The sequence below is a fragment of the Mesorhizobium sp. BH1-1-5 genome (assembly GCF_020165615.1).
Taxonomy (GTDB): Bacteria; Pseudomonadota; Alphaproteobacteria; order Rhizobiales; family Rhizobiaceae; genus Mesorhizobium.
The window spans coordinates 1-20696 of the sequence record NZ_JAIUIM010000042.1 but is presented as its reverse complement, the minus strand read 5'-3'; the positions used below and the strand labels follow the sequence as shown (position 1 = coordinate 20696).

The 20696-nt window shown below is 64.9% G+C and carries 19 protein-coding genes and 1 pseudogene; 15 read left to right on the top strand and 5 right to left on the bottom strand.

Annotation, left to right across the window (positions count from 1 at the left end; translation table 11 throughout):
- Positions 1-38 precede the first annotated feature (38 nt).
- Positions 39-911, bottom strand: coding sequence for a methyltransferase domain-containing protein (locus LB572_RS32705; protein ID WP_224670688.1), 873 nt, complete (start codon positions 909-911; stop codon positions 39-41).
- Positions 912-976: 65 nt separating this feature from the next.
- On the opposite strand from LB572_RS32705, the gene LB572_RS32700 reads away from it, so the two are divergent.
- The 6 genes and pseudogenes from LB572_RS32700 (at position 977) to LB572_RS32675 (ending at position 5111) form a co-directional block, all read left to right on the top strand.
- Positions 977-1777, top strand: coding sequence for a ComF family protein (locus tag LB572_RS32700; RefSeq protein ID WP_224670687.1), 801 nt, complete (start codon positions 977-979; stop codon positions 1775-1777).
- 71 nt (positions 1778-1848) lie between these two features.
- Positions 1849-2112 carry a glutaredoxin 3 gene (gene grxC / locus LB572_RS32695; RefSeq protein WP_224670686.1) on the top strand — a complete coding sequence of 88 codons (264 nt, stop codon included), beginning with the start codon at positions 1849-1851 and terminating at the stop codon, positions 2110-2112.
- A 2-nt stretch (positions 2113-2114) separates the two neighbouring features.
- Complete coding sequence (locus tag LB572_RS32690) at positions 2115-2981, top strand: carbon-nitrogen hydrolase family protein (RefSeq protein WP_140804517.1); 867 nt, start codon at positions 2115-2117, stop codon at positions 2979-2981.
- Positions 2978-3403, top strand: a complete 426-nt coding sequence (locus LB572_RS32685; protein WP_140804515.1) for a DUF1178 family protein — start codon at positions 2978-2980, stop codon at positions 3401-3403. Before LB572_RS32690 ends, LB572_RS32685 begins: the two co-directional genes overlap by 4 nt.
- A gap of 209 nt (positions 3404-3612) precedes the next feature.
- Positions 3613-4576 (top strand): annotated as a pseudogene (locus LB572_RS32680) (ABC transporter permease subunit); the annotation flags it as partial.
- Positions 4566-5111: a LuxR C-terminal-related transcriptional regulator gene (locus LB572_RS32675; RefSeq protein WP_224670685.1), complete on the top strand. Its 546-nt coding sequence runs from the start codon at positions 4566-4568 to the stop codon at positions 5109-5111. The pseudogene LB572_RS32680 and the gene LB572_RS32675, both read left to right, overlap by 11 nt.
- A gap of 102 nt (positions 5112-5213) precedes the next feature.
- On the opposite strand, the gene LB572_RS32670 is transcribed toward LB572_RS32675, so the two are convergent.
- A complete protein-coding gene (locus LB572_RS32670; RefSeq protein WP_140804511.1) occupies positions 5214-5696 on the bottom strand; it encodes a MarR family winged helix-turn-helix transcriptional regulator in 483 nt (160 codons plus the stop codon).
- A 99-nt stretch (positions 5697-5795) separates the two neighbouring features.
- On the opposite strand from LB572_RS32670, the gene LB572_RS32665 reads away from it, so the two are divergent.
- Positions 5796-6728 (top strand): DMT family transporter, encoded by a 933-nt coding sequence (locus LB572_RS32665; protein ID WP_140804509.1) that lies wholly within the window; start codon positions 5796-5798, stop codon positions 6726-6728.
- Here the strand turns inward: LB572_RS32665 and LB572_RS32660 are convergent.
- A complete protein-coding gene (locus tag LB572_RS32660) occupies positions 6725-7306 on the bottom strand; it encodes a winged helix DNA-binding protein (RefSeq protein ID WP_224670684.1) in 582 nt (193 codons plus the stop codon). The two genes, LB572_RS32665 and LB572_RS32660, sit on opposite strands and share 4 nt — an antisense overlap.
- A gap of 110 nt (positions 7307-7416) precedes the next feature.
- Between LB572_RS32660 and LB572_RS32655 the strand changes: the two genes are divergently transcribed.
- Positions 7417-8541 carry an LLM class flavin-dependent oxidoreductase gene (locus tag LB572_RS32655; RefSeq protein WP_224670683.1) on the top strand — a complete coding sequence of 375 codons (1125 nt, stop codon included), beginning with the start codon at positions 7417-7419 and terminating at the stop codon, positions 8539-8541.
- Positions 8542-8644: 103 nt separating this feature from the next.
- On the top strand, positions 8645-9148 hold the full coding sequence (locus tag LB572_RS32650; protein ID WP_224670682.1) for a flavin reductase family protein: 504 nt from the start codon (positions 8645-8647) through the stop codon (positions 9146-9148).
- 24 nt (positions 9149-9172) lie between these two features.
- Here LB572_RS32650 and ubiG read toward each other — a convergent pair whose 3' ends face one another.
- Both ubiG and LB572_RS32640 read right to left on the bottom strand, forming a co-directional pair.
- On the bottom strand, positions 9173-9922 hold the full coding sequence (gene ubiG, locus LB572_RS32645; RefSeq protein WP_140804501.1) for a bifunctional 2-polyprenyl-6-hydroxyphenol methylase/3-demethylubiquinol 3-O-methyltransferase UbiG: 750 nt from the start codon (positions 9920-9922) through the stop codon (positions 9173-9175).
- 231 nt (positions 9923-10153) lie between these two features.
- Positions 10154-10450, bottom strand: coding sequence for an antibiotic biosynthesis monooxygenase family protein (locus LB572_RS32640; RefSeq protein WP_224670681.1), 297 nt, complete (start codon positions 10448-10450; stop codon positions 10154-10156).
- A gap of 214 nt (positions 10451-10664) precedes the next feature.
- On the opposite strand from LB572_RS32640, the gene LB572_RS32635 reads away from it, so the two are divergent.
- The 6 genes from LB572_RS32635 (at position 10665) to clpB (ending at position 20654) form a co-directional block, all read left to right on the top strand.
- Positions 10665-11918 (top strand): aspartate kinase, encoded by a 1254-nt coding sequence (locus LB572_RS32635; protein WP_140804499.1) that lies wholly within the window; start codon positions 10665-10667, stop codon positions 11916-11918.
- An 83-nt stretch (positions 11919-12001) separates the two neighbouring features.
- Entirely contained in the window at positions 12002-14272 is a 2271-nt protein-coding gene (ptsP, locus tag LB572_RS32630; RefSeq protein WP_140804497.1) for a phosphoenolpyruvate--protein phosphotransferase, read from the top strand.
- 139 nt (positions 14273-14411) lie between these two features.
- Positions 14412-15491, top strand: coding sequence for a peptide chain release factor 1 (gene prfA / locus LB572_RS32625; RefSeq protein ID WP_224670680.1), 1080 nt, complete (start codon positions 14412-14414; stop codon positions 15489-15491).
- Complete coding sequence (prmC, locus tag LB572_RS32620) at positions 15484-16362, top strand: peptide chain release factor N(5)-glutamine methyltransferase (protein ID WP_224670679.1); 879 nt, start codon at positions 15484-15486, stop codon at positions 16360-16362. Before prfA ends, prmC begins: the two co-directional genes overlap by 8 nt.
- 331 nt (positions 16363-16693) lie before the next feature.
- The gene (locus LB572_RS32615) at positions 16694-17710 is read left to right on the top strand and encodes a DUF4167 domain-containing protein (protein WP_224670678.1); all 1017 of its coding nucleotides are present in this window, start codon (positions 16694-16696) and stop codon (positions 17708-17710) included.
- Between the two features lie 337 nt (positions 17711-18047).
- A complete protein-coding gene (clpB, locus tag LB572_RS32610; RefSeq protein WP_140804489.1) occupies positions 18048-20654 on the top strand; it encodes an ATP-dependent chaperone ClpB in 2607 nt (868 codons plus the stop codon).
- Positions 20655-20696: the final 42 nt, after the last annotated feature.

The window sequence follows — 20696 nt, the reverse complement described above, 5'->3', positions numbered from 1 at the left end:
CTCACACTTTTCCTGGAATTGCTCCAGAGACGAGGCAGTCAACGCCTGGGCGGATTCTCCAAGACAGTTTTCAGCGAGACCTTGGCTGAGCCGGGCTTGAGCGGCTTTTGCTGCGAGGCGTCGGGCGCCCAGCCGGACATCCAGACAATCGAGAAACTTGCTCGGATACGTCCATCCGGATCCGAGAACCGCTCGGCATAGATTTCGGCGGCGCGGGCAAAAAGGCGCCTGCCGGCCGGCCGACGGCTGCGATCGAGGAGAGCGCTGGTTTCGCCCATAGCGCGCAGGTCGCCAGCCAGATCGAACAGCGTATCGTAGCGCACCGCGACCGTTTCGACATCGGCGACAGGCAATGCCAGGCCGGCGCGCTGCAGCAGCGCGCCCGCGTCGCGCACGTCGGTGAAGGGAAGGATGCGCGGGCTCGCGCCGCCGTGAAGCTCCGTCTCGGCCGCAAGCATGCTCTCTCGCAGTTCCGCGAGGGTGCCCGCGCCGGCGAGAGCGCCGAGGAACAGCCCGTCCGGCCTCAACGCCCGGCGGATTTGCGCGAGCACGCCGGGAATGTCGTTCATCGCGTGCAACGAGAGCAGGGAGACGACGAGATCGAGGCTGCCCTCCTCGAACGGCACGGTCTCCGGCGGCACCACCAGGCCGGGGCCGCCGGCCAGGAACGCTTCGTTCATCTCGACGCGCACGATTTCGCCGACCTTGCCGCTGCGGGCAAGCACGTCGGCTGCCGCCGATGTCTGGCAGAACAGCGCCGCCGCCTTGCCGAAGCGGCGCTCGACGGCGTCCAGCCGGTCGGCAAGGTCTTCCGCGGCGCGCCGCATCAGGAAATCGACGCCTTCGACGGGGCGGGCGAGAGCCCTGCGCTTGCGCGCGAGCCAGAGCTCGGTGTCGATCAAGGGCTGCACTGAAGAGCTTCCTGTTGTCCGCGCATGCCGGAGTGGTGCTAAGGTGGCGCGGGGTTCCTTTTCACGTGGCCGATCCAGTGCGCAAGATCAAGACCATAGCGGTCCAGGATGTGACGCGGCAGGCGCTGGCCTGGCCGGCGCGCCTGTTGTTTCCGCCGGTTTGCGCGGGCTGCCATCGCCATGTGTCGCAGCCCGGCGTTTTGTGCGGCGCCTGTTGGCCGAAGCTGAGGCTGCTGGAGAAACCCTGGTGCCCGGTGATGGGCACGCCCTTCATCCACGATATGGGCGAGGGGTTTCTTTCCGCCGAAGCGATCGCCGATCCGCCACCCTTCGAGCGGGCGCGGGCGGCCGTCGTCTATTCAGGCGTCGCTCGGCAGATGGTGCAAGGGCTGAAATATCGGGACCGCACCGACCTCGCGCCCTGGATGGCGAACTGGATGATGCGTGCTGGCGCGGAGCTGATCGCTGAGGCCGACCTGGTCGTGCCGGTGCCGTTGCATTGGCGGCGCTTCTTCCGGCGTCAGTTCAACCAGTCGGCGGAGCTCGGACGGGCCGTTGCAAAGCTCGGCGGGCTGCCCTTCTCGCCATCCGCGATCAGGCGCGTGAAGCTGACGCGCCAGCAGGTCGGGCTCGAACGGCACGAGCGCGAGGAGAATGTGCGCGCCGCCTTTCGCGTGCAGCCGGACGCCGAAATCGAGATAGCGGGCCGCCGGGTGCTGGTCGTCGACGATGTCTACACCACCGGCGCAACGGTGCGGGCGGTCGCCAAGGCGCTGAAGCGGGGCGGCGCCGGAGCGGTCGACATCCTGACTTTCGCCCGCGTCCTGCCTGGGGACTTTCGGCCCGATGAGTCCGCGACTATATAGGTTTGAGTTTGTTGTTTGCCGCACGTCGTTTTCGTACCTCACTGGACGGCATGCGCGAGGATTGCCGGCCAATGGCTGATGTGACGATCTATACCCGCATGATGTGCGGCTACTGCAGCGCCGCCAGGCGGTTGCTCGACCGCAAGGGGGTAGCCTATACCGAGCACGATGCCTCGTTCTCGCCGGAACTGCGCCAGGAAATGATCTCCAAGGCGCATGGGCGAGCTACCTTTCCGCAGATTTTCATCGGCGACACGCATGTCGGCGGCTGCGACGACCTCCACGATCTGGAGTCGCAGGGCCGGCTGGATGCAATGCTCGCCAATAGGAGATGACTATGGGTAGTTTCAAGGCCGCCGCCGTGCAGATGCGTTCGGGCACCAGCCCGGAACGCAACGCCGCCGACATGGAGATCCTGGTCCGCCAGGCCGCCGGGCAGGGCGCGACCTACGTCCAGACACCGGAAATGACCGGTGCGCTGGTGCGCGACAAGGAAGCCGGTGCGGCCGCTTTCACCACCGAGGATAAGGACATCGTCGTGGCAACGGCGCGCAGCTTGGCGAAGGAGCTCGGCATCTACCTGCATATCGGCTCGACGGCGATCCGTCGCGCCGACGGCAAGCTCGCCAACCGCGCCTTCCTGTTTTCGCCCGACGGCGCCGCGATCGCCGGCTATGACAAGATCCATATGTTCGACGTCGATCTCGACAATGGCGAGAGCTGGCGCGAATCCGCGGCCTACGAGCCGGGAACGCAAGCGGCCGTGACCGATATCAACGGGACGAAGCTTGGCTTTGCCGTGTGCTACGACCTGCGCTTCCCGCAGCTGTTCCGCGCCGAGGCGATGGCCGGGGCCGAAGTGCTGACGGTGCCCGCCGCCTTCACGCGCCAGACCGGCGAAGCGCATTGGCATGTGCTGCTGCGCGCCCGTGCCATCGAGAACGGCGCCTATGTCGTCGCTGCCGCGCAAGGCGGCCTGCACGAGGACGGGCGCGAGACTTATGGCCACTCGCTGATCGTCGATCCGTGGGGGCGCATCGTCGCCGAGGCCGCGCATAACGAGCCCGGCGTGATCGTCGCCGAGATCGATCCGGCGCAGTCGCTTGCCGCGCGCCGCAAGATACCCAACCTGAAGAACGCGCGGGACTTCACCGTCAATGCCGGCGCAGGCGAGGCGCCGCGTCTCAGGGGTGCAGCCTCTTGATCCGTTTTTCCCTGATCTGCGAGCACGAGCACGAATTCGAGGCGTGGTTCCGCAGCAATGACGACTTCGACACCCAGAAGAAGCGCGGCTTCGTCGATTGCCCGAGCTGCGGATCGCCCAAGGTCGAGAAGGCGCTGATGGCGCCGGCCGTCTCGACGTCCCGCAAACAGGAAAAGGTCGCTCTCGCCATGGGCGAGGCGCAGAAGCAGGCGCTGGCGCAGCTGAAGGCGCTGGCCGAGAAGGTGCGCGAGAACGCCGACTATGTCGGCGACAAGTTCGCCGAAGAGGCGCGCAAGATCCATTTCGGCGAGACCGATGCGCGCGGCATCTATGGCGAAGCGACGCCCGAAGAGGCGCAGAGCCTCGCCGAGGACGGCGTCGAGTTCATGCCGATCCCGAGCTTTCCGGACGACCGCAACTAGCCAGAGATCTCTTCGGAGGCGCCTATACCTTCATATAGCCGCCTTATACCATCACAGCTTTGACTGGCCTGCGGGCCGGTGAAACAAGGATGGCGTGCCTTCGCCACCGGCGATTGCCCAATCAGAAATGGAAACTGGATAGCCGCCCGAGCTTCTGGCGGACGCGCTTTGCCGCGTCCGGGCGGCCTTCCTTGTCGCCGAGGCCCGCCATGGTGTTTCTTCCCAACGACCGCTCCAGGCGAAGCGCCGTCGCCGCCCTTGTCCGCGCCCGCTTGCTGCCCAACGGCTACGACCTCGTGGCCTTCGCTCTCCTGGTCGCCGCGATCGTCCTTGTGCTGCGCGGCGGCGGAGACATGCGCGCTTCGCTGGATGCGCTGTCGGTCGCCCCGGTGTCGCTCGACATCGGCCATCTGCCTGAATACGCGCTGCGCACGACGCTGCGCATGTTCGCCGCGATCATCGCGTCGCTCATCTTCACTTTCATCATCGCCACGCTGGCCGCCAAGAGCCGTCGCGCCGAGCCGGTCATCGTCCCGGCGCTCGACATCCTGCAATCGGTGCCGGTGCTCGGCTTCCTGACCTTCACCGTTACCTTCTTCATGGGGCTGTTTCCGGGAAGCCAGCTCGGGGCCGAATGCGCCTCGATCTTCGCCATCTTCACCAGCCAGGCCTGGAACGTGGCCTTCTCCTTCTATCAGTCGCTGCGCACCGTTCCGCATGACCTCGACGAGGTGAGCCGCGGCTACGGGCTTTCCACCCGGCAGCGCTTCTGGCGGCTGGAGGCCCCATTCGCGGCGCCCGGGCTGATCTGGAACACCATGATGTCGATGTCGGGCGGCTGGTTCTTCGTCGTCGCCTCCGAGGCGATCACCGTCGGCAACACCACTGTCCAGCTGCCGGGTATCCGGCTCCTACCTGGCGCTCGCCATCGATCGGAAGAATTTTTCCGCCGATGCCTGGGCTGTCGGCATGATGGCGGTGCTGATCCTTCTCTACGACCAGTTGCTGTTCCGCCCGATCGTCGCCTGGGCGGAGAAGTTCCGCTTCGAGCAGACGGCGAGCCAGGACAAGCCGCGTTCCTGGGTCTACAGCATCATGCAGCGCATGCGGTTGATGAAGCGGCTGATGGCGCCCTTCAGCTGGGTGTGGGGCCGCCTGATGCTTGTCCGCCTCGACGGCGGCAGGGGCGTCCGACCAGCTGGTCGTTCTCGACAATGTCGACCTGACACTGCGTTCCGCAGAAATCGTCGGGCTGCTTGGCCGCTCGGGGTCGGGCAAGTCGACGCTTCTGCGGGCCATCGCCGGCCTGATCCGGCCGAGCGGCGGCAGCGTCAGCTTTCAGGGGCAGCCGGTCACCGGCCCTTGCTCCGGGGTCGCCGTGGTCGTCGTCAATGCCATCGAGGCCGCCAAGGGTGGCGAAGCCGAGGATCGCGATCGGGCGGGGCTCGAGACGGACCGGGCGCAGCGCCTCGACGCGGGGCTCATGGCTGAGCTTCGAGAACGCTTCGCCACGCTCAACGCGCGCGAACGCGACGTGATGACCCTCGTCGTCACCGGCCTGCTCAACAAGCAGGTCGCCGGCGAGCTTGGCGTCAGCGAGATCACGGTGAAGGTCAATCGCGCGCAGGTCATGCGCAAAATGCAAGCCGCCACGCTGCCCGACCTCATCAGGATGGCCGATCGGCTGGGGCTTGCCGCGAACCGCTAGAACGTTCACCGTTTCACGGAAACGCTGAACCGGTCCATCTCTTTGTTTTGGCGCAATTCCGAACGGAAAACCGCTTCACACTTTTCCTGGAATTGCTTTTGGTCAAAGACTGACGATCAGTTTTTCCAGCAGTTTCGCCAGCATTTCATGGTCCTCATGCGTCAAACCGGCGAGAATCTCATGCTCGTTGGCGACGTGGGCGGCAAGTGCCTCGTCGATAAGCTCGCGGCCTTTCGCGGTGAGCTCGACGACAACGCCACGCCGGTCGCTGGGGTGCGGCGCGCGCCGGGTCAGGCCGGCCTTCTCCAGGCGATCGAGGCGTGCGGTCATGGCGCCCGACGTCACCATCGTCGCCTCATAGAGCTCCGTCGGCGTCAGCGCATAAGGCGCGCCGGAGCGGCGCAGCGTTGCCAACACGTCGAATTCGCCGGATTGCAGCCCGAAGCGGGCAAAGACCGGCGCGAGCCGGTCGCGGGCGATCAGCGACGAGGCCTCGTTCAGACGCCCGATGACGCCCATCGGCGACACGTCGAGGTCCGGTCGCTCCCGTCGCCACTGCTCCATAGCCTTTCCCGCTCGATCCATATGGCTCACCGCAAAGTATCTTGACATAAAGAATCTTTACGCTATCTTACCGCAACAAGAACCGGCCGCCAAGCGGTCTCGCAGCGACAGGACAGTCCGATGAAATTTCTCTGGGACTCGGCGATCGGCCTTCTGGTGGTGACGGGCGGATTGCTCGGCATGACGCTGCCATTCGGCAAGCTCGCGACCGCCGCTGGCGTGCCGGCCATGGTCTGGGCCTTCGTCATTTCGCTGGGCGCCGGCGGCGTGCTGCTTTTGGCGCTTCTCTTGCGCGGCGAACGCATCCGGCTGACGCCGCACAAGCTGCGTTATTTCTTCGTCACCGCGGCGATCTCCTACGCCATCCCCAATCTTTTGATGTTCTCGGCCATCCCGCATCTCGGCGCCGGCTACACCGGCATCATGTTCACGCTGTCGCCGGTGATCACGCTGGTGTTCTCGATCCTGCTCGGTGTCAGGCGCCCCAATCTGCTCGGCGTCATCGGCATCGCCGTCGGCTTCGTCGGCGCGGCGATGGTCGCGCTGACGCGCGGCGAAGCCGGCCAACCGGCCGATTATTTCTGGGTGGCGATCGGCCTGCTCATCCCGGTCAGTCTTGCCGCCGGCAACATCTACCGTACCGTCGACTGGCCGCAGGACACCGGCCCGATCGAGCTGGCGGTCGGCAGTCACCTGGCCTCGGCCACGCTGCTTCTGATCGGCATCCTCGGCCTTCTGGGCACGCATGCCTTCGTCCCGCTCGGGGCCGTGCCGCTTGTGGTCGTCGGCCAGGTTGCGTCTGCATCCGCGATGTTCGCCTTCTTCTTCCGCCTGCAGGCAGTCGGCGGGCCGGTCTATCTCAGCCAGATCGGCTATGTGGCGGCGGCCGTTGGCCTGTTCGCCGGCACGCTCTTCCTTGGCGAGCACTACCAGCTTCTGACCTGGCTGGGCGCGGCCATCATCACCGCCGGCGTTTTCATCACGACGAAAGCGCAGAGCCAGACCGGTGCGTCGGCGTCGGTCCGGATCGAACCGGCTTCGTCCCGGAGCTAATCCTCCTTGCCAGCGGGTTCCGGCTGCGGATGACGGCGGCGATGGGTGGCGGCGGCGCGCGCCGCCTGCTCATAGATGCGCGTCATCAACTCCAGGGTGCGCGCGACGTCCTCGAGCTTTTCGGCCATTTCGGGAATGCGCTTCACCGCTTCGATGAGCAGGACCGAACGGATATCGGCATAGCGCTCCGTCACCCGGTGACCGAGCGGCGTCACCTCATATGTCACACCGGCCCTGCCGCTGCCGGTGCGCGTGATCAGCCTGCCCTTCAACAGCTTGCGAAGGCTGTACTGGATGTTGGGAACGTCATCGCGGTTGGTCATCTGGGCGAGATCGCGGACGCTCTTGGGCCGGTCGTTCATCCTGATGATGTGGAGCAGCGCGTTTTCCGGCCCGCTGGCCGAAAACTCGATCACTGTCGCCAGACATTCCGCCTGCCAGTGGCCGAAAGCCTCGTAGGAGCGCATCAGGGCATATTCGACCTCGGTGACGTCGATCTCCAGCGGCGTGCGCGCCAGATGCCAGCCACGGTCGAGCAGTTCTTCCTGTGTTTCCAGCGATTTGCGACGCTCGTTCATCCGCCTCTCCCTCCGCGCCAAGATGCGCTGATCCACGCGATTGCGTCCACATGAATTTATGATAGACTTTCTATCATAAATTATAACGAAAAACGGAGGAGAACATCGTCATGAGCATGCTCGACAAGTCCGCGCCCAGCACGCAGCCTTTCTTTCTCGGCACGTTCGCGTCCAACTGTTCCGGCGGAATGACCGTCACGAAGGTCGACGAGCGCTGGGACAATTCCTGGGACAACAATCTCAAGCTCGCCCGCTTGCTCGACGAAGCCGGCATCGACTTCATGCTGCCGATCGCCCGCTGGATCGGGTATGGCGGCGAAACCAACTTCCATGGCAACGTGCTCGAGACCATCACCTGGGCGGCAGGGCTGCTGGCGCTCACCCGCAACCTCACCGTCTTTGCCACCACCCATACGGCTGCGAACCACCCTGTGGTCGTCGCCAAGCAGCTGGCGACCATCGACCAGATCGGCCGCGGCCGCATCGGGCTCAACATCGTCGCCGGCTGGAACAAGCCGGAATATGAGGCGCTTGGGCTGACGCTGCCTGACGACCACACCACACGCTACGGCTACGCGCAGGAATGGTTCGATATCGTGCGCGCCTTGTGGAGCCGCCCGGAAGCCTTCGACTGGGACGGCACCTGGTTCAAGCTCAAAAACGTGTTCGGCGATCCGCGTCCGTCGTCACCGCTGCCCATCCTCAACGCGGCCGGCTCGGAAGAGGGGCGCAAATTCGCCATCCGCAACGCCGATTTCCTGTTCACGCCGGCGATCGACCTTTCGCGCTCGAACGACGAGATCGCGGCGCTGAAGGAGCAGGGCAAAGCGGCGGGCAGGGACGTCGATGTGCTGACTTTTGCCCATGTCGTGTGCCGGCCGACGGAAAAGGAGGCCAAGGACTACCTCGAGCATTTCGGCCGCGCCAATGCCGATTGGGCGGCCGTGGACAATCTGGTGCGGCTGCAATTCGCCCATGCGCAGTCCTTCCCGCACGATCTCCTGGCGCTCATCCGCGACCGCATGGCGGCGGGCCATGGCGGTTTCCCGCTGACCGGCACGCCCGAGCAGGTCGCCGACGGGATCACCCAACTGCACCAAGCCGGCTTCCGCGGCTCGACCTTGTCCTTCGTCGATTATGTCGAGGAATTCCCCTATTTCCGCGACATGGTCCTGCCTATCCTTGAACAGAGGGGCATCCGCATCGCGCCGGCCGCGATGCAGTCGGCGGCTTAGGCTAGCCCGGCTTTGCTGATCCACTCTTAAGTTCGTCTTGACGCTACTCCAGACGGAAAGCCTCAAGGCACTCTGGAACGGCTTGCCGAAAGAGGAGAAAGCCATGTCCAACCCAGAAGGTCCGGTAAGCGTCGCGGATTTCCGCGCCGCCATGCGGCTCATCGTCGGCAATGTCAGCGTCATCACCGCCGGCGTCGGCGACGACCGCACCGGCCTCGTCGTGATTTCCGTGGTGTCGCTGTCGGCGGAGCCGCCGAAGGTGATCGCCTGTGTCAACCGTTCGTCGTCGACCTGGCCGGTCATCGAGCGCTACCGGCATTTCGGCGTCAATTCGCTCGGGCCTCGGCATCAGCGGGTCGCCGAGCGGTTCTCCGGCTTCGGCGGCATCAAGGGCAAGGACCGCTACGACGGCGCCGAATGGACGACGCTGAGGACGGGCGCATCGCTGCTCACCGATGCGGTTGCCGCCTTCGACTGCAGCCTCGACGAGATGATCGACCGCGGCACGCACTCGATCGTCATCGGCTCGGTCGAAGCGGTCAGGACTGGGGACGCCGGCCAGGCGCTGATCTACTGGCGGGGCGGCTATCGGCCGCTCGACGCATGAGACGAGCGGCCCGGCCGCGACAGCTCAGGCCGAGGCCTTTTCCGCCAGAACCATGTAGTTGACGTCCATGTCCTTCGAACGCTGCCAGCGGTCGGCCAGCGGATGATAGATGACGCCGGTGCGGTCGATCACCGTGAGGCCGGCGGCGCCCAGCGCTTTTGCCAGTTCCTCCGGTCGCACCAGCTTGCCGAACTGATGCGTGCCGCGCGGCAGCCAGCGCAGCACATATTCGGCGCCGATGATGGCAAGCCCGAGCGCCTTCAGCGTGCGGTTGATGGTGGCGACGAACATGATGCCGCCGGGGCGGACCATCTCACTGCATTTGGCGACGAACAGGTCGACATCGGCGACATGCTCGACGACTTCCATATTCAGGATGACATCGAAGGTCTCGCCGGCATCGGCCAGCGCCTCGGCCGTGGTGGCGCGATAGTCGATGCTGACGCCGGCTTCCGCCGCATGCAGTTTCGCGACTTCGATGTTGGTGGCGGAAGCATCGGCGCCGACCACTTCGGCGCCAAGCCGGGACATAGGCTCGCACAAAAGCCCGCCGCCGCAGCCGATATCGAGGAAGCGCAGGCCCTCGAAAGGCCGCGCCGCGCGCGGATCGCGACCAAAGCGCGCCGCCACCTGGTCGCGGATATAAGCAAGCCGCACCGGATTGAACTTGTGCAGCGGGCGGAACTTGCCGTTCGGGTTCCACCATTCGGCGGCAAGGGCGGAGAAGCGCTCGACTTCTCCGGCATCGATGGTCGATCGGCGGGGCTCTGGCATGGGCGGGTCTCCAGCGCATGACCCCGAAAATCGGAATCGATTTTCGGAAAAGGATCATGCGCAAAGTCATCCTTTGCGCGTCCCAACGGACGCGCGGCGCTGTAGACGCCAAGAACTCGGGTTCTCGCCCAAGAAAGTCAAGGCAGGTTTTTTCGGCTGCTGCCACGAGCGCGCCGGCAACCCGGCGATGGGATATTTCGACGGCCGGCCATAAGCGAGGTTAACCACCGTTCAACGCGACACCGCGGCCGTAGCGTGGCTTATGTCGACACTGGCCGGCTCGATCGCCTGCACCGCCTCGCTGTCGCCGATCTCGGCCATGATGCGGTCCGCCGCCGCCCTGGCCTGTTCCAGGCTCTGCCAGCGCACGACATCCACCCAGCTTCCATCCTCGCGCCTGCCGAGCTGCCGGCTTAGAAAGCCCGGCTGCCGGGCAAGCCAGGCGGTCATGACCCCGTTCTTGGCGCCGAAGCCGGCCTCGGCGCCGGGCTTGAGACGGAAAGTGACGATTTCCAGGGTCTCGGTCATGAGAATCTCCAAAGGCCGGTTTGGGTCGTCTTATGGCATGGCTGGCGACAGGAATCCGTCAGGATAGGCAATGCCGGGCCGGCTATGGCCGCGCTCGCTTGCGAAGCCTTGCCGTTTTGGCTAAGGAGGCCGCGCATTTCGGCGCTGGGCTTCAACCCGGCGGTTCCTCCCGTTCCGGCCTTGAGCCGGCTTCAGTCAAAGGCTTTTCGCTTCCATGGCGCGTATCGTGATGAAATTCGGCGGAACCTCGGTCGCCGACATCGCCCGCATCCGCAATGTGGCGCGCCATGTCAAACGCGAGGTCGATGCCGGCCACGAAGTCGCCGTGGTGGTTTCGGCCATGGCTGGCAAGACCAACGAGCTGGTCGGCTGGACGCGCGAGGCCTCGCCCATGCACGACGCTCGCGAGTATGATGCCGTGGTTGCTTCGGGCGAGCAGGTCACCGCCGGCCTTCTGGCGATCACGCTGCAGAACATGGGCGTCCATGCACGGTCCTGGCAGGGCTGGCAGATCCCGATCAAGACCGACAACGCGCATGGCGCGGCGCGCATCCTCGACATCGACGGCGCCTTCCTGATCAAGCGCTTCGGCGAGGGGCAGGTGGCGGTGATCGCCGGTTTCCAGGGCATCGGGCCGGACAACCGCATCGCGACGCTCGGCCGCGGTGGCTCCGACACCAGCGCCGTGGCGATCGCCGCGGCGGTCAAGGCGGACCGCTGCGACATCTATACCGACGTCGACGGCGTCTACACGACCGATCCGCGCATCGAGCCGAAAGCCCGCCGCCTGGCCAAGATTTCCTTCGAGGAAATGCTCGAAATGGCCTCGCTCGGCGCCAAGGTGCTGCAAGTGCGCTCGGTCGAGCTTGCCATGGTACACAGGGTGCGTACCTTCGTGCGGTCGTCCTTCGACGATCCCGATGCGCCCGGAATGGGGGATTTGCTCAATCCGCCCGGAACGCTCATTTGCGACGAGGAAGAGATCGTGGAACAGCAGGTCGTCACCGGAATTGCCTACGCCAAGGACGAAGCGCAGATTTCGCTGCGCCGCGTCGGCGACCGTCCAGGCGTCGCCGCCGGTATCTTCGGCCCGCTGGCCGAGGCCAACATCAATGTCGACATGATCGTCCAGAACATCTCCGAGGACGGCAAGTTCACCGACATGACCTTCACCGTGCCTTCCGGCGACGTCGACAAGGCGCTTGCGGTGCTGGAGAGATTGAAGCCGGAAGTCGGCTACGACGTCGTGCAGTCGGAAGCCGGCATGTCGAAGGTCTCGGTCATCGGCATCGGCATGAGGAGCCATGCCGGCGTCGCCGCCACCGCCTTCAAGGCGCTGGCCGACAAGGCGATCAACATCCGCGCCATCACCACTTCCGAGATCAAAATCTCGATACTGATCGACGGTCCCTATACCGAACTGGCGGTTCGGACTTTGCATTCCGTCTACGGTCTGGATAAGCAATAGCAAGAACTGAGTCAGTTGTTGCGTGAGCGCCGGCCGCGGGAGAAACTGCGGCGGGCGAAATGCCCATTGGAGAACAAGCCGCGATGCGTGATACGGCCAGTGGCCCGCGCGTTCTGCTCAAACGGCTTCGCGAGCTCATGCAGGAGCCGCTGGAGCCGCAGGAGCGGCTCGACCGCATCGTGCGCGACATCGCCTCCAACATGGTCGCCGAAGTCTGCTCGCTCTATGTGCTGCGCGCGGACTCGGTGCTCGAACTCTACGCCACCGAGGGTCTGAACCCCAACGCTGTCCACCTGGCGCAACTCAGGCTCGGGCAGGGCCTGGTCGGCACGATCGCCGCCAGCGCGCGGCCGCTCAATCTCTCCAACGCCCAGGAGCATCCGGCCTTCGCCTACCTGCCGGAGACGGGCGAGGAGATCTACAATTCCTTCCTCGGCGTGCCGGTGCTGAGGGCAGGGCGCACGCTGGGCGTGCTGGTGGTGCAGAACAAGACCATGCGCCACTACCGCGACGACGAGGTGGAAGCGCTTGAAACGACGGCGATGGTGATCGCCGAGATGATCGCCACCGGCGATCTCGCTCGCCTGACCAAGCCGGGGCTGGAGCTCGACCTCAGCCGCCCGGCAAGCTTCACCGGCCTCTCCTTCAACGACGGCGTCGGCCTCGGCCATGTCGTGCTGCACGAGCCGCGCATCGTCGTCACCAACCTGTTCAACGAGGACAGCGAGGAGGAGGTGCGCCGGCTCGACCGCTCGCTGGGCTCGCTCAGGCTTTCGATCGACGACATGCTGGAGCGCCGCGACGTCGCCTTCGAAGGCGAGCATCGCGAGGTGCTCGAAGCCTACCGCATGTTCGCCAATGACCGCGGCTGGGTGCGGCGGCTGGAAGAGGCGATCCGCAACGGCCTGACGGCGGAAGCCGCGGTCGAAAAGGTGCAGAGCGACATGCGCGCACGCATGCTGCACATGACCGACCCCTATCTGCGCGAGCGGATGAGCGATTTCGACGATCTCGCCAACCGGCTCCTGCGCCAGCTGATGGGGCGCGGCCCGGAGGATGTGGCGGCCGCGCTGCCCAAGGACGCCATCATCGTCGCCCGCTCGATGGGTGCCGCCGAGCTGCTCGACTATCCGCGCGACAAGCTGCGCGGCCTGGTGCTGGAGGACGGCGCGGCGACCAGCCACGTCGTCATCGTTGCGCGCGCCATGGGCATTCCCGTCGCCGGGCAGGTGAAGGGCGCCGTTTCCATGGCGGAAAATGGCGATGCCATCATCGTCGACGGCGAGGAAGGCACCATCCATCTTAGACCGCAATCCGACCTGGAAGCCGCCTATGCCGAAAAGGTCCGCTTCCGGGCGCGGCGGCAGGAAGTCTATCGCGAGCTGCGCAAGAAGCCCTCTTTGACCAGGGACGGGGTTCCGGTCGATCTCCTGATGAATGCGGGCCTTGCCGTCGACCTGCCGCAGCTGACCGAGTCCGGCGCCGCCGGCATCGGCCTGTTCCGCACCGAGCTGCAATTCATGGTCGCCTCGACCTTCCCGCGCGCCGAGGCGCAGGAGCGGCTTTACCGCGACGTGCTCGACGCGGCGCGCGGCAAGCCGGTCACCTTCCGCACCATCGACATCGGCGGCGACAAGGTGCTGCCTTACTTCAAGGGCGCCATCCAGGAAGAGAACCCGGCGCTCGGCTGGCGGGCGATCCGGCTGACGCTCGACCGTCCCGGCCTGCTCAGGACCCAGATCCGCGCGCTGCTGAAGGCCAGCGGCGGCCGCGAATTGAAGCTGATGCTGCCGATGGTGACCGAGCTGTCGGAAATCACGCAGGCGCGCGAGATCATCGACCGCGAGGTCCGGCATCTGTCGCGCTTCGCGCATCACCTGCCCACCAGCCTCAAGCTCGGCGCGATGCTGGAAGTGCCGTCGCTCCTGTTCCAGCTCGACGAATTGATGAAGGCGGTGGATTTCGTCTCGGTCGGCTCCAACGACCTCTTCCAGTTCGTCATGGCGGTCGACCGCGGCAACACCCAGCTGGCCGACCGCTTCGACAACCTATCGACGCCGTTCCTGAGGGTGCTGAAGACGATCGCCGATGCCGGCTCGCGCAACCATACGCCGGTGACGCTGTGCGGCGAGCTTGCCGGAAAACCCATATCCGCCATGGCGCTGATCGGCCTCGGTTTCCGCTCGATCTCGATGTCGCCGGCCTCCATCGGTCCGGTCAAGGCGATGCTGACCGAACTGCCGCTGCAGGAACTGAAGGCCTTTTTCGACGACAATCTGATGGCTCCCAGCCAGAAATTGCCGATGCGCGCGCTGCTGCAAGCCTTTGCAGACGATCGCTCCATTCCCCTCTAGATTCACGTGAGGGCGGTCTGCAAATGGCGATTTTCTGGGCTTCCGGTGCTCATGTACCTAAATGTACATTCCGCTCCGGTTCTCGAAACTCGCCATTTTCGACTCGCCCTGACGTGAATTCCATCGAAGTTCCAAGATCATGATCTCCCTGCCCCGCGACCGTATGGATCAAGTCGTCAAGCGTTTCGACATGCTCGAAGCGCAGATGTCGGCCGGTCCCGCAGCCGACGCCTATGTGAAGATGGCTTCGGAATATGCCGATATCCAGGAGATGGTGGGCAAGATCCGGGCGCTGCGCGCCGCCGAACAGGAGCAGGCGGACCTCGAGGCGATGCTCTCCGACAAGGCGACCGATGCCGACATGCGGGCGCTGGCCGAGGCGGACCTGCCGGATGTCGAGGAGCGCATCGAGGCGCTGCAGAAGGACATCCAGATCCTGCTGCTGCCCAAGGACGCCGCCGACGAAAGAAACGCCATCCTTGAAATCCGAGCCGGCACCGGCGGTGACGAGGCGGCGCTGTTCGCCGGAGATCTCTTCCGCATGTATGAGCGCTATGCCGCCTCGCGCGGGTGGCGCTTCGAGACGGTGTCGGCCAGTGACGGCGACGCCGGCGGCTTCAAGGAAATTATCGCCACGGTGTCGGGCAGGGGCGTCTTTGCCCATCTGAAATTCGAGTCTGGTGTGCATCGTGTGCAGCGCGTTCCGGCGACCGAAGCCAGCGGACGTATCCACACCTCGGCCGCCACGGTTGCGGTGTTGCCAGAGGCCGAAGAGGTCGACATCGATATCCGGGCCGAAGACATCCGCATCGACACGATGCGCGCCTCGGGTTCCGGCGGCCAGCACGTCAACACGACCGATTCGGCGGTGCGCATCACCCATTTACCTACCGGCATCATGGTGGTGCAGGCGGAAAAGTCGCAGCACCAGAACCGGGCAAAGGCCATGCAGATCCTGCGCGCGCGGCTCTACGACCTGGAGCGCAGCCGGGCCGACGAGGAGCGTTCGGAATCACGCAAATCACAGGTCGGCTCGGGCGACCGGTCGGAGCGCATCCGCACCTATAATTTCCCGCAAGGGCGCGTCACCGACCACCGCATCAATCTCACCCTCTACAAGCTCGACCGGGTCATGATGGGCGAACTGGACGAGGTGGTCGACGCGCTGATCGCCGACCACCAATCGAAGCTGCTTGCCGATATGAGCCTCGATGGCTGATCAACTGCCCGCCGCGCTCGGGCTGCTGCTCAGGGCGGCGCGCGAACGCCTGGCCGCCGCCGGCATTGCCGATCCGGCGCTCGATTCCCGGCTGATCGTCGAGCATTTCTCCGGCACGACCCGTACCCAGGCCATTGCCGAGCCGGGACAAAAGGTTGGTTCCACGGCACTTTCAGCCATCGAAGCGGCCCTGAGGCGTCGCGTCGCAGGCGAGCCGGTGCATCGCATCCTCGGCTACCGCGAATTCTACGGTTTGCGCCTGGCGCTTTCGCCGGAGACGCTCGAGCCGCGGCCGGACACCGAGACGCTGGTCGACGCCGTCCTGCCCTTCGCCCGGGCAACGGCCGAACGGCTTGGCGAATGCCGTATTCTCGATCTCGGCACCGGCACCGGCGCCATCGCGCTGGCCCTGCTCAGCGCTATCCCGGCGGCCACAGCGACGGGCGTCGATGTTTCGCCCGACGCGCTGGCGACCGCGGCCGGAAACGCCCGTGACCTGGGGCTAGGCGAGCGCTTCAAAGCCTTGCATTCCAACTGGTTTGAAAAAGTTTCCGGCCATTACCATGTAATTGCCTCGAACCCTCCCTATATACCTAGGCGAGACATTGGAAATCTGCGGGACGAGGTCCGCGATTTCGACCCGCACCGGGCCCTTGATGGCGGTGTGGATGGTTTGGACCCTTATAGGGTCATCGCCGCCGAAGCGGCAGGATTTCTGGAAACGCAAGGCAAGGTAGCGGTCGAGATCGGCCACACGCAGAAAATCGAGGTCACCGGGATATTCGCGGCAGCCGGCTATGTGTTAACCGGGACACATCGCGACCTCGGCAAGAATGACAGAGTTCTGTTGTTCGAGCGGCGAAAGCCCTGATGCAGTGCGAAAAAACCGCTTGGCAATACCGGGGAATGCAGTTAGGGTCCGGCTCAACCGGATGAGACGAAGCAGGCAGTGCTCCCAGCGATTCGGTTTTCCTTGGAAATAGCTGCCTTCTTGCGCAAACGACGCCCAAGCTTCGTGCGGGAATCATCCGGCAAGTGATGTAACCGGAACAGGATGGCACGTGGCGCCAACGCAATTGATGCGGGCGAACGCCGGTGAAGAAACGAAACGGCTGGCTGCATGAGCGCCTCCGTTCGTGAAGAGTTTTTCGAAAATTCACTATGAAGAGAGTCTAATGAGGCCACAACAGCAGAACAGGCGCATGCGCGGTCGCAACAATAATGGCGGCGGCGGTGGCAATAACAACAACAACCGCAAGGGGCCGAACCCCCTGACCCGTACCTACGAGAGCAACGGCCCGGACGTGAAAATCCGCGGATCGGCTCAGCAGATCGCCGAAAAATACGCCACACTCGCCCGTGACGCGCAAAGCTCCGGCGACAGGGTGATGGCGGAGAACTATCTCCAGCACGCCGAACATTACAATCGCATCATTGCCGCCGCCCAGGCGCAGATGCCGATCCAGAACGTCCAGCAGAACCGCGACGACTTCGAGGACGATCTCGATGAGGACCGCGACGAGTTCGACAATGCCGGCAATGGCGCCGATGCGCCGGCCGCGGCGAACGGCTCCGGACCGCAGCCGGTGATCGAAGGCACGCCGGCGGAACTCGCCTACAACCAGGAAAACGGCCGCGACAACAACAATCGTCGTGACGGTGGTCAGCGCGATGGCGGACAGCGCGACAACAATGGCCGCGACCGGCATCGCGACCGCCGCAACGGCGGCTACGGCCAGAACGGTCAGCGTGGCGAAAATGGCCAGCGCGGCGAGCAGGGCGGCCAGCAGTTCGACCAGAACCGCCGTAATGAGACGCAGGCGCAGCCCGAGGCCGCCGGCGAAGCTGAGCCCCAGGCCGAGCAGGCCGCGCCGCAGTTCGATAGTTTCTCTCCGGCAGCCCTTGCCGCTCAGGCTGAGCTAAACGAAGCCGCCATGGACAATGGCGCTCGCCGACCTCGGCGTCCGCGCCGGCCGCGCGGCAGCTATGCCGACCAGGCGAGCAATGGCGAGCAGGGCGAGCAGCCGGAGGGCTCTCGCCCCGAAGGTTCGAATGCCGTACCTTCAGGCGAAGAGCACAAGGCGGCAAACAATGGCGATGTGGCCGGCGCCAAGCCCGTCGAAGAGGCGAGGCCGGCGGGCGAGACCGTCGCCAGCGAGCCGGCGCCGGTTGCCAGCGAAGCTCCCGGCGAGCCTGTTGCCGCCGACGCGAACAACTGATCTGGACGCCATTCCAGGCATTGCAAACGGCGGGGATGCATCTCCGCCGTTTTTGTTTTTTCGGACTGTAGAACAATATGGCGCGCCGATAGAGCATTTCACCGTTTCACGAAAACGGCGAACTGCTCTATCTTTTTGTTTTACGCAATTCCGGACGGAAGGCGTCGAGCCTAACCGCGTCACATTTTTCCTGGAACTGCGTTAGCCAGACGTCTTGAGAGCCTGCCGCCCGCGCACCATATCTCGCCAGGAAACTGGGCTCGGCCCTTATGGGCGGGTCCGTCACCGCAATCTGATCCGGTGCCGCAAAGCGGGCCGGTGATGGAAGGAGACAGAAATGAATCTTGAGAAATACTCGGAGCGCGTGCGCGGCTTCATCCAGTCCGCGCAGACCATGGCGCTCTCTCGCAACCACCAGCAATTCACGCCCGAACATATGCTGAAGGTGCTCGTCGACGACGACGAGGGCCTTGCCGCGTCCCTGATCGAGCGTGCCGGCGGCAGCGTCCGCGACGTGAAGCTCGGCATCGAGGCGGCGCTCGAGGCCATGCCCAAGGTCGAAGGCGGCAATGGCCAGCTCTATCTGGCCCAGCCGCTCGCCAAGGTGTTCTCGACTGCCGAGGACCTAGCCAAGAAGGCCGGCGACAGCTTCGTCACCGTCGAGCGGCTGCTGCAGGCGCTCGTCATGGAGAAGTCGGCCAAGACCGCCGACATCCTGTCCAAGGCTGGCGTCACCGCGCAGGCGCTCAACCAGGCCATCAACGATATCCGCAAGGGCCGCACCGCCGACTCGGCCAGCGCCGAGCAGAGCTATGACGCGCTGAAGAAATACGCGCGCGACCTCACGGCCGACGCCCGGGCGGGCAAGCTGGATCCCGTGATTGGGCGCGACGACGAGATCCGCCGCACCATCCAGGTGCTGTCGCGGCGCACCAAGAACAACCCGGTCCTGATCGGCGAGCCGGGCGTCGGCAAGACGGCGATCGCCGAGGGCCTGGCGCTGCGCATCGTCAATGGCGACGTGCCGGAATCGTTGAAGGACAAGCAGTTGATGGCGCTCGACATGGGCGCGCTGATTGCCGGCGCCAAATATCGCGGCGAGTTCGAGGAGCGGCTGAAGGCCGTGCTCAACGAAGTCACGTCGGCCAACGGCAACATCATCCTGTTCATCGACGAGATGCACACGCTGGTCGGCGCCGGCAAGGCGGACGGCGCGATGGACGCGTCGAACCTGCTGAAGCCGGCGCTGGCGCGCGGCGAGCTGCACTGCGTCGGCGCGACCACGCTCGACGAATACCGCAAGCATGTCGAAAAGGATCCCGCGCTTGCCCGCCGTTTCCAGCCGGTCTTCGTCGACGAGCCGACGGTGGAAGACACGGTTTCGATCCTGCGCGGCCTGAAGGAGAAGTACGAGCAGCACCACAAGGTGCGCATCTCCGATTCCGCGCTCGTGTCGGCGGCGACGCTTTCCAACCGCTACATCGCCGACCGCTTCCTGCCCGACAAGGCGATCGACCTGGTCGACGAGGCGGCGTCCAGGCTCAGGATGCAGGTCGATTCCAAGCCAGAGGCTTTGGACGAGATCGACCGCCGCATCATGCAGCTCAAGATCGAGCGCGAGGCGCTGAAGGTCGAGAAAGACGAGGCCTCGAAGGACCGGCTTGCCCGGCTGGAGAAGGAACTCGCCGGTCTCGAGGAGGAATCGACCGCGCTGACCACGAAGTGGCAGGCCGAAAAGCAGAAGCTTGGCCTTGCCGCCGACCTGAAGAAGCAGCTCGACGAGACGCGCAACGAACTGGCGATCGCGCAGCGCAAGGGCGAGTTCCAGCGCGCCGGCGAGCTTGCCTATGGCAAGATCCCGGAGCTGGAGAAGAAGCTCAAGGAAGCCGAAGCGCAGGACGGCAAGGCCGGCATGGTGGAAGAGGTGGTCACGCCCGACCACGTCGCCCATATCGTGTCGCGCTGGACCGGCATTCCGGTCGACAAGATGCTGGAAGGCGAGCGCGAGAAGCTCTTGCGCATGGAAGACGAGGTCGGCAAGCGCGTCGTCGGCCAGGGCGAAGCCGTGCAGGCGGTGTCCAAGGCCGTGCGGCGCGCCCGTGCCGGGCTGCAGGATCCGAACCGGCCGATCGGCTCGTTCATGTTCCTCGGGCCCACAGGCGTCGGCAAAACCGAGCTCACCAAGGCGCTGGCCAACTTCCTGTTCGACGACGAGACAGCGCTGGTGCGCATCGACATGTCGGAGTTCATGGAGAAGCACTCCGTCGCCCGGCTGATCGGCGCGCCTCCCGGCTATGTCGGCTATGAGGAAGGCGGCGCTCTCACCGAAGCGGTGCGGCGCAGGCCCTATCAGGTCGTGCTGTTCGACGAGATCGAGAAGGCGCATCCGGACGTGTTCAACGTGCTCTTGCAGGTGCTCGACGACGGCCGGCTCACCGATGGCCAGGGCCGCACCGTCGACTTCCGCAACACGCTGATCATCATGACGTCCAACCTCGGCGCCGAATATCTGGTCGGTCTCAGCGACGACCAGGATGTCGATGCCGTGCGCGACGAGGTGATGGCCGTGGTGAAAGCCTCGTTCCGGCCGGAGTTCCTCAACCGCGTCGACGAGGTGATCCTGTTCCACCGGCTGCGCCGGCAGGACATGGACCGCATCGTCGAAATCCAGCTCAAACGGCTGGAGAACCTGCTTACCGACCGCAAGATCACGCTGTCGCTGGATCATGACGCGATCGAGTGGCTGGCCTCGAAGGGCTACGACCCGGCCTATGGCGCCAGGCCGCTGAAGCGGGTGATGCAGAAGGAGTTGCAGGACCCGTTGGCGGAAAAGATCCTGCTCGGCGAAATCCTCGACGGTTCGACCGTCAAGGTCACCGCGGGCTCCGATCGGTTGAACTTTCGTTCGAAGCCGACCGTGGTGGCGACGGAAGCCGCCGCCTGACCAGGGCGATTGGAATGAATACGAGCGCGCCGCATCTGGAGA